Origin of the sequence: Nocardia farcinica, assembly GCF_029867845.1 — a bacterium.
GTDB classification, from domain to species: domain Bacteria; phylum Actinomycetota; class Actinomycetes; order Mycobacteriales; family Mycobacteriaceae; genus Nocardia; species Nocardia farcinica_A.
Genome location: NZ_JARWRU010000870.1, coordinates 1 through 10,652, shown reverse-complemented (window position 1 = coordinate 10,652; position 10,652 = coordinate 1). Strand labels below are relative to the sequence as shown.

The following is a 10,652-nucleotide window of genomic DNA, read 5'->3' as shown; positions in this document are numbered from 1 at the left end:
GGCACGTCTTCGTCATCGTGCTGCACCACATCAGCGGCGACGGCTGGTCCATCGCCCCGCTGGCCCGCGACCTGATGGCCGCGGTCACCGCCCGTTCCCGCGGGCAGGCCCCGGAATGGACGCCGCTGCCGGTGCAGTACGCCGACTTCGCCCTCTGGCAGCGCGCGCTGCTCGGCGCCGAGGGCGACGCGCACAGCGGGCTCAACCGCCAGCTCGCCTACTGGCGTTCGGTGCTCGACGGCCTGCCCGACCAGCTCGACCTGCCGCTGGACCGGCCGCGCCCGCCGCGCAGGAACGCCGCCGCGGGCCGGGTGCGCTTCACCATCGACCCCGGAACCCGTTCCGCCGCCCACGAATTCGCCGCCGGGCGCGGGGTGAGCCTGTTCATGGTGCTGCACGCCGCGCTGGCCGCCCTGCTGTCCCGGCTGTGCGCGAGCACCGACATCGCCATCGGCACTCCCATCGCGGGCCGCTCCGATCCGGCGCTGGACGAGCTGGTCGGCATGTTCGTCAACACGCTCGTGCTGCGCACCAGGGTGGATCAGGGAGCCGGCTTCGAGCGGCTGCTCGAGGTGGTCCGCGACACCGACCTCGACGCCTTCGCCAACGCCGACGTGCCCTTCGAGCGCCTGGTGGAGGCGGTCAACCCGGAGCGCGCCACCGGCAGGCACCCGCTGTTCCAGGTGATGCTGTCCTACGACCACAGGCCGGACCTGCGCGTCGAACTGCCCGGCGTCATCGCCGAGGTGCTGGAGGTGGCCGCCGAGATCGCCAAGTTCGACCTGCACCTCGAGGTGCACGACGGTCGCGCCGACGGCGCGCTGGAAGCCGAATTCGTCTATGCCACCGACGTGTTCGACCACGACACGGTCGAGGCCTTCGCCCGCCGGTTCGTCACCGTGCTGGAGACCGCGCTGGCCGCGCCCGCGCTGCCGGTCGGCGACATCGAGCTGCTCGACGCCCGTGAACTCGCCAGGCTCGCCCCGCTGGCCGCCGCCCCCGCCGACCCGCCGGTCACCCTGGCCAGGATGCTCACCGAGACCGCCGCGCGGGTGCCCGATGCCGTGGCCGTGCGCCACCTCGAGCCCGGCGTCGGCTATCTCGACACCACCTACGCCGAACTCGACGCGCGCTCCAACCGGCTGGCCCGCGCCCTCGTCGCGCACGGGGCCGCGCCGGAGACCGTGGTCGCGGTCGCCATGCCACGCGGCCTGGACGCCATCACCGCCATCTGGGCCGTCGCCAAGACCGGCGCGGCCTACGTGCCGGTCGACCCCGGCTACCCGAGGGAACGCATCGCGCACATGCTCGCCGACTCCGGGGCCCTGCTCGGCCTGACCCTGCCCGGCTCGACGGCGGCGCTGCCCGCCTGGCCCGCCGCCGAACGCGGCAGGCACGCCCGCACCCCCTCGGACTGGCTGGTGCTCGGCTCTGCCGAATTCGCCGCCGAACTGGCCCGCCACAGCGCCGAACCGCTCACCGACGCCGACCGGCTGCTGCCGCTGCGCGTCGCCCACCCGGCCTACCTGATCTACACCTCCGGCTCGACCGGCACACCGAAGGCGGTCGTGGTCACCCACGCCGGTCTGTCCTCGCTTGCGCACGAGCAGATGCACCTGTTCGGCGTCGGCGTCGGCTCGCGCACCCTGCACTTCTCCTCGCCGAGCTTCGACGCCTCCGTGCTGGAATTGCTGCTGGCCTTCGCCGGGGGAGCGACCATGGTGATCGCCCCGGCGGAGGTGTACGGCGGACGGGTGCTGGCCGATCTGTTGCGCGCCGAACGTGTCACGCACGCCTTCGTCACGCCCGCCGCCCTGGCCACCGTGCCGCCCGACGATCTGCCCGAGCTGTCCACGGTGATCGTCGGCGGCGAGGCCTGCCCCGACGACCTGGTCGACACCTGGGCCGTGCGCTACCGCATGCACAACATGTACGGCCCCTCCGAGGCCACGGTGGCCGCGACCGCCTCCACCGCCATGACGGCCGGACAGCCGGTGCCGCTGGGCAGGCCGGTGCGCGGCATGCGGTTGTTCGTGCTCGACGCCCGGCTGCGGCCGGTGCCGCCCGGCACACCCGGCGAGCTGTACCTGTCCGGTCCCGGCCTGGCCCGCTGCTATCTGGGCCGCAACGGCCTGACCGCGCAACGTTTCCCGGCCAACCCGCTGGGCAGGCGCGGCGAGCGCATGTACCGCACCGGCGACCTGGTGGTCACCGACGCGGCGGGCACGCTGCGTTTCCTCGGCCGCGCCGACGACCAGGTCAAGATCCGCGGCTTCCGCATCGAACTGCGCGAGATCGACCACGCGCTGCGCGAGCACCCCGGCGTCGGCTTCGCCATGACCGTCGTGCACACCGACGAGTACGGGCATCCGCGGCTGGCCGCCTACGTGACCGCCGAGCCCGGCGCCGCCCCGCACGGCGCGGACATCCTGGCCACCGTGCGCGACCGGCTGCCCGGCTACATGGTGCCCGCCGCGATCACGGTGCTCGACGCGGTGCCGACCACGCCCTCGGGCAAGGTGGACCGCAAGGCGCTGCCCGCACCGGAATTCGGCGCCGCCGGCCCGACCCGCGCCCCGCGCACCGACACCGAACGCCGGGTGGCCGCGGTCTTCGCGCAGGTGCTCGGCAGGCCGGTGCCCGGCGCCGAGGACAGCTTCTTCGACATCGGCGGCACCTCGCTGCTGGCGACCAGGCTGACCGCGGCCCTGCACGCCGAGTTCGGCACCGAACTGCCGGTGCGGGAGATCTTCGACGCTCCGACCGTCGCCGGGGTGGCCGCCAGGGTGGCCACCGCGCCGCGCACCACGCGCATCCCGCTGACCGCCGCCGACCCGCGTCCGGCCAGGCTGCCGCTGTCGCTGCCGCAGCAGCGGCTGTGGTTCCTCAACCGGTTCGCCCCCGAATCCAGCGCCTACAACATCGCCTTCGCGCTGCGCGTCGACGGCCCGCTGCACCTGGACGCCCTGCGCGCCGCCCTGGTCGACCTGGTGGAACGCCACGAGGTGTTGCGCACGGTGTTCCCCGAGGACGGCGCGGGCGCCCACCAGGTGGTGCTCCCGGTCGCCGCCGCTCTGCCCGAAACCCGCTTCGCCGACGCCGATCCCGACACCGCCGTCGCTCGGCTGACCACCTTCGCCCGCACCGGCTTCGACCTCACCACCGACACTCCGCTGCGGGTCATGCTGCTGCGCACCGGAGCCGATCGCCACCTGCTCGGCATCGTGCTGCACCACATCGCCGCCGACGGCTGGTCACTGGCGCCGCTGACCCGCGACCTGGTCATCGCCTACCAGGCCCGGTGCGCGGGCGAGGCGCCGGCGTGGTCGCCGCTGCCGGTGCAGTACGCCGACTTCGGGCTGTGGCAGCGCGCCTGCCTGGGCGACGCCGACGACCCGGGCAGCGCGGCGGGCGCGCAGCTGTCCTACTGGCGCGAGGCGCTCGCCGAGCTGCCGGAGGAACTGCCGCTGCCCTATGACCGACCCCGCCCGGATGACGGCCACTATCGTTCCGGCGCCGTCGAATTCGAGCTGCCCGCCGAACTGCGCGGGGCACTGGCCGTGCTGGCGCGGCAGCAGGGCGTGAGCCTGTTCATGGTGGTGCGGTCGGCGCTGGCCGTGCTGTTGCGCGCCGTCACCGGCGGCCGCGACATCGTCATCGGCACCCCGGTGGCCGGCCGCACGGACACCGCGCTCGACGAGCTGGTCGGCATGTTCGTCAACACCCTGATCCTGCGCTCGGACGTCGACCCGGACCGCCCGTTCACCGATCTGCTGCACGCCGACCGCGACAACGAACTGGCCGCCATCGCCCACGCCGACGTCCCCTTCGAACGCGTCGTCGAGGAGATCGGCCGGTCCGCGGGCTCCGGCGCGCGGCGACCGGTCGTCCAGGTGGCCCTCACCGTCCAGGACACGCCCGCACCGGCGCTGCGCCTGCCCGGGCTGCACGTGCGCGCCGAGGAACTCGACATCGCGGCGGCCAAGTTCGATCTCGAACTCCGCGTCACCGCGGGCGATTCCGGTCGCACCGCCGAGAGCGACCCGGCGTTCGCCTTCGTCTACGCCGCCGAGCTCTTCGACGCGGGCACCGTGCGCATTCTGGCCGACCGCTTCGCCCGCGTGCTCGCGGCGGTCTGCGCCGACCCGACGGTGCTCGTCCGCGACATCGACGCGCGCACCGACATCGAGCGCGCGCACTTCGCGCCGGTGCGGGGCGCGAAGCCCTTCGCCCGGTTCGGCAGCTCCCAGCTGCCCGGCGGGGTGCGCACCCTGGCCGCCTACTTCGCCGACGCCGTGCGCCGGGGCCCGCGCCGCACCGCCGTGGAAGCGGTGGCCGACGGCACCCGGTTGTCCTACGCCGAGGTCGACCGGCGCGCCAACCGGCTGGCCCGCGCGCTCATCGCCCGCGGCCTCGGCTCCGGCGACAGGGTGGCCCTCGGCCTGACCGTCGCCGCGCACGCCGCCGCTCTGCGGACCTGCGCGCCGACCGGCTGGCTGGTGCTCGACGACCCGCTCATGCGCGCCGAACTGGAGGACTACCCGAGCCATCCGCTCGGCGCAGGCGAGCCGGTCCGTCCCGCCCGCGCGGCCGACGTCGCCTATGTCGTCTACACCTCCGGCTCCACCGGCACCCCCAAGGGCGTTGCCGTCACCCAGGCCGGGCTCGCCGACTTCGCCGACGAGATGCGCGACCGGATCGGCAGCGAGAGCGACGCGCGCACACTGCACTTCGCCACCCCGAGCTTCGACGCCGCGGTGCTGGATCTGCTGCTGGCGCTCGGCCCGGCCGCCACCATGGTGATCTGCCCGCCGCAGATCTACGGTGGCGACGAGCTGGCCGAACTGCTCGAACGCCAGCGCATCACGCACGCCTTCATCACCCCCGCCGCCATGGCCACCATCGATCGCGAGCGGTACGCGCTGCCCGAGCTGCGCGGCCTGATGGTCGGCGGCGAGGCACTCGGCCCGGAACTGGTGGCGCGCTGGGCGAACGGCCGCAGGATGCTCAATGTCTACGGCCCGACCGAGACCACCATCGTGGCCACCATGTCGGCCCCGCTGGTGGCGGGCGAGCCGATCACCATCGGCACGCCGGTGCGCGGCGCGCACGCGGTGGTGCTCGACGAACGGCTGCGGCCCGTCCCGGTCGGCGTGCCCGGCGAGCTCTACCTCGGCGGCCCAGGCGTGGCCGCGGGTTACCTGGACCGCTTCGCCCTCACCGCCGCCCGGTTCGTCGCCGACCCGTACGGCGAGCCGGGACAGCGGATGTACCGCACCGGTGACGTGGTGCGCTGGACGCCCGAGCGTTCGCTGGTCTACCTCGGCCGCAGCGACTTCCAGGTGAAGATGCGCGGTTTCCGCATCGAACTCGGCGAGATCGACGCCACCCTCACCGCCCATCCACGAATCTGCTTCGCGCACACCGAGGTCCGCCGCATCAACGGCGCCGACCGCCTGGTGTCGTTCGTGCGCCCCGCCAGCGAGGCAGCCGAGCCGGTGGCGGGATCGGACGTGGCGGGGCAGGCCGGGACAGCACTGGATGTGGCGGAGATCAGGGCGCACGTGGCCCGGCGGCTGCCCGCGCACATGGTGCCGGCGAGCATCACCGTGCTCGACTCCATTCCACTGACCCCGGTGGGCAAACTGGATCGCGCGGCGCTGCCCGAGCCGGTCCTGCTCGGCGCGAGCGCCGGCCGTGAACCCGAGACCGCGAGCGAGCGCCTGGTCGCCGCCGTCATGGGCGATCTGCTCGGCACCGAGGGCATCGGCGCCGGAGACAACTTCTTCGAGATCGGTGGCACCTCGCTGCTTGCCACCCAGCTGGTCGCCCGGCTGGCCGCCGAGACCGGGGTCAGGCTGGAGGTGCGCACGGTGTTCGCCGCGCCCACCGTCGCGGGGATCGCCGCCGAGCTCGACTCGCGGGTGGGCGCCGAACCCGGCCACGAGCGGCCTGCGCCGACGAAACGGCGACGGCCGGAGCGTATTCCGCTCTCCGCGGCCCAGCAGCGGCTGTGGTTCCTCGACCGCTTCAACGCGGGCGCCGACAGCACGGGCAACAGCTCGGCGGCCTACAACGTGCCCGTCGTGCTGCGCCTGCACGGCAAGCTGGAACTGCCCGCGCTGGTCAGCGCCCTGCGCGAGGTGCAGCGCCGCCACGAGTCGCTGCGCACCGTCTACCCGGAGATCGACGGTGTGCCCGCCCAGGTGGTGCTCGACCCGGCCGAGGCCGCGGTGACGCTCTACACCGCCACGGTCACCGAGGAGGAGGTCGCCGCCACCGTGCGCGGCTTCGCGGCCGGTGGCTTCGACCTGGCCGCCGCCCCGCCGCTGCGCGCCGCGCTGATCACCCTCGCCGACGCCGCCGACCTCGGCGTCGCCACCCCGGCCACCGCCACCCAGAACGTGCTGGTGCTGGTGGTGCACCACATCGCCATCGACGGCTGGTCGCTGGAACCGCTGGCCGCCGACGTGGCCGCCGCCTACCGGGCGGCCTGCGCCGGACGTGACCACGACTGGCCCGAGCCGGAACTGCAGTACGCCGACTACACGCTCTGGCAGGAGACCCTCGGTTCCGAGGACGACCCGGCCTCGCCGCTGAGCCGCCAGCTCGACTACTGGGCGCGCACCCTCGACGGCAGCCCGGAATTGCTGGCCGTACCCGCCGACCGGCCGCGCCCGCCGGTGCCCTCCTATCGCGGCGGCACCGTCGAGTGCGCGATCGACGCCTACACCCACCGCGAGCTGCATCGGGTGGCGGTGGCCAACAACGTCAGCATGTACATGGTGCTGCACGCGGCGCTGGCGGTGCTGCTGCACCGGATGACCGGCACCGACGACATTCCCGTCGGCACCGCCATCGCGGGACGCGGCCATCCCGCGCTGGACCGGATGATCGGCATGTTCGTCAACACGCTGGTCCTGCGCACCCGCATCGACCCGAACGCGCGCTTCACCGACCTGCTGCGCGAGATCCGCGAGACCGACCTGGACGCCTTCGCCCACGCCGACCTGCCGTTCGAGCGGCTGGTGGAGGTGCTCAACCCGGCGCGCTCGCAATCGCACCACCCGCTGTTCCAGGTGATGCTCTCGGTGCGCGACCACCCGGTGCGAGTGCTGGAACTGCCTGGCCTGCGCATCGAGGCCGAGGACGTCGACACCGGCATCGCCAAGTTCGACCTGCAGTTCACCCTCACCGAATCGCACACCCCGCTGCGCGAACCCGACGGCATCACCCTGGCCGTCACCTACGCCGCCGACCTGTTCGACGAGTCGACGGCCCTGGCCCTCGGCAAGCGGCTGCGCAGGCTCATCGCGGGCATCGCCGCCGCCCCGGCAACCCACGTCGGCGATCTGCAACTGCTCGACCCGGTGGAGTGGTCGGGGCTGGCCGAGGTGCGCGGCGCGCCCGCCGACCGGCCGGTCACCTTCCCCGAGGTGTTCGCCGCCGCGGCCGCGCGGGACCCGTACGGGGTGGCGCTGTGCAGCGACGGCACCGAGATCACCTACGAGGCGCTCGACCGCTGGACCAACCGGCTGGCACGGGTGCTGATCGCCGCGGGCGCGGGCCCGGAAACCCTGGTGGCACTGGGCTTCACCCGTTCGGTCGAGGCGATCGCGGCCATGCTCGCGGTGACCAAGACGGGCGCGGCCTTCGTGCCGGTCGACCCGAACTACCCGGCCGACCGGGTGCGGCACATGCTCGCCGACTCCGGCGCAGGCCTGGGGTTGACCCTGGCCGAGCATCGCGACCGCCTGCCCGCCGAGTCCGGCTGGATCCTGTTGGACGACGAGCGGTTCCGCGCCGCCGTGCTGGCCGCCTCACCCGCCCCGGTCAGCCAGCGCGACCGGCGCGCCCCGCTGCGGCTGGAGAACCCCGCCTACGTCATCTACTCCTCGGGGTCCACCGGCAGGCCCAAGGGCGTGGTCGTCTCGCACGGGGGCCTGTCCAATTTCGCGGCCGAATGCGCGCACCGCTACGACGTGCGCCCGGCCGACCGGGTGCTCAACTTCGCCACCCCCAGTTTCGACGCCGTCATGCTCGACCTGCTGTTCGCCCTCGGCGGCGGGGCCACCCTGGTCATCGCGCCGCGGGGAGTGATCGGCGGCGCCGAGCTGACGCGCACGCTGGTGGAGGAGGAGATCACCCACGCCTTCATCACCACCTCCGCGCTCGGCACGGTCGACCCGGAGCCGGTGACCGCGCTGCGGCACGTGCTCGTGGGCGGCGAGGCACTGCCGCCGGACATGGCCAACCGGTGGTCGGCGGGCCGCAATCTCTACAACGTGTACGGACCGACCGAGACCACCATCGTCACGTTCATGTCGCGGGCGCTGGTCCCGGACGGGCCCATCACCATCGGCGGGCCGATCCGCGGCGTCGGCGCGAGCATCCTCGACCGGCGGCTGCACCCCTGCCCGGTGGGCGTGACCGGCGAGCTGTACCTGTCCGGCGGCGCGCTGGCCCGCGGCTACCTCGGCCGGCCCGGCCTGACCGCGCAGCGGTTCGTCGCCAATCCCTACGGCAAGCCGGGGGAGCGGATGTACCGCACCGGCGACCTGGTGCGCAGGCGGCCCGCCGCGCTCGACGAGGTGGAGTACGTGGGCCGCGTCGACCACCAGGTCAAGATCCGTGGCTTCCGCATCGAACTCGGCGAGATCGATGCCGCGCTGGCCAAGCACCCGGCGGTGGCGATCTCGGCCACCTTCGGCCACAAGACGGCGGCGGGCAGCACGGCCCTGGTGTCGTACGTCAAGCCGCATCCCGGTTTCGCGGTCACGACCGCGGAACTGACCGCGCACACCGCCGCGCTGGTGCCGAATTACATGGTGCCGCAGTCGATCATGCTCATCGACGAGGTACCGCTCGGACCGACCGGCAAGCTCGACCGCGGCAAGCTGCCGGAGCCGGTGTTCACCGGGTCGGGGGAATACCGGGCGCCGAGCACGGCGGTCGAGGCGGCGGTGTGCGCGGCCTACGCCTCGGTGCTCGGGGTGGAACGGGTCGGCGTCGACGACGGGTTCTTCGAACTCGGCGGCAACTCGCTGCTGGCCACCAAGGTGGTCGCCGAACTGCGCGCGGCGGGCATCGACATGCCGGTGCAGGTCATGTTCGGCGACGCCACACCCGCCGCGGTGGCGGCCAAGCTGTCCGACGCCGACCCGGCGGCCGCGGTGACCGCCGCGCTGGCGCCGGTGCTGCCGCTGCGACCCGGCGGCAGCAGGCCCGCGCTGTTCTGCGTGCCGCCCGGCGTCGGCCTGTCCTGGTGCTATGCCGGGCTGCTGGCCCATCTGCCCTCGGATCTGCCGGTCTACGGTTTGCAGTCCCCGCATGTCACCGGCACCGCCGGATTCGCGGACATGGCCGAGGCGGCCGAGCACTACGTCGGGGTCATCCGCTCGATCCAGCCGCAGGGCCCCTATCACCTGGCGGGCTGGTCGCTCGGCGGGCTGATCGCCCACGAGATCGCGGTGCGCCTGCGCGAGGACGGTGACGAGGTGGCCACCCTGGCCATGCTCGACAGTCACCGGCTCACCGACCGCTGGCTGGACCGGGCGATGCCCTCGGCCGCGGAGATCTGCGCCGAGTTCGGCATCGACCTCGGCGAGCACGCTGGTCCCGACCTGGACGTGGACCGGGCGGCGCGGCTGCTGCGCGAACAGCCCGGCCCGTTCGCGGCGCTGACCGACGACCACCTGCGCGGGTTGTTCCGCGAATACCACACCGGCACGATGCTGGCGCACGGCTTCCGGCCCCGCGTCTTCGACGGCGACCTGGTCTTCTTCCACGCCGCCGCCGACGAGATCAACCTCGCCGACCCCGACCGGCGCGCGGCGGCCTGGGGGCCGTACGTGGCGGGCGCGGTGATCGAGCACGAGGTGGCGTGCTCGCACGCGGCGATGACCACCCCCGAAGCGCTCGACCGGATCGGACCGCTGCTGCGGGCGTATCTGGACGGCGAAGTCCATCCGACGAAGGAGAACCCAGGTGAGTGAGGCGACCGGCGCGCGCCGGGGCGGGCACAGAGCAGTCAGGCAGCTCAGACCAGCCGGGCGACCCGGCTCAGGCAGGCAGATCGGACGCCGGAGCAGGGAAGGCGGACGCCGATGAGCGCGGCGGTGGAGGTGCGCGGGCTGGTCAAGAACTACGGCAGGACCAGGGTGCTCGACGGGATCGACCTGGAGATCCCCGCGGGCACCGTGCTCGGCCTGCTCGGCCCGAACGGCGCGGGCAAGACCACGACCGTGCGCATCGTCACCACGCTGCTGCGCCCGACCGAGGGCAGCGTGCGGGTGGCGGGCGTGGACGTGCTGCGCGATCCCGCCTCGGCCCGCCAGCGCATCGGCTTGTCCGGCCAGTACGCGGCCGTCGACGCCAACCTCACCGGGTTCGAGAACCTGCGCATGGTGGCCCGCCTCTACGGCATGAACCGCCGCGAGGCCACCGACCGCGCCAGGTCGCTGCTGGCCGAACTCGGACTGGAGGCCGCCGCCGACCGCAGGGCGGGCACCTACTCCGGCGGCATGGCGCGCCGGCTCGACCTGGCGGGCGCGCTGGTCACCCGGCCGCCGGTGGTGGTTGTAGACCAGCCCACCACCCGCCACCGCGAGCGCCCAGCAGGTGGACACGTCGTCGTAGTGGGCGAGCGCCGC

General features: G+C 73.7%; 2 protein-coding genes. Both read left to right on the top strand.

The genetic code is table 11. The annotated features are described in order from the left end of the window. The first annotated feature begins 17 nt into the window (after nucleotides 1–17). Nucleotides 18–9,995, top strand: a complete 9,978-nt coding sequence (locus QH283_RS18980; protein WP_432420750.1) for an amino acid adenylation domain-containing protein — start codon at nucleotides 18–20, stop codon at nucleotides 9,993–9,995. 111 nt (nucleotides 9,996–10,106) lie between these two features. Further along, on the top strand, nucleotides 10,107–10,652 hold a 546-nt coding region (locus tag QH283_RS18975), incomplete at its 3' end, for an ABC transporter ATP-binding protein (protein WP_280504328.1).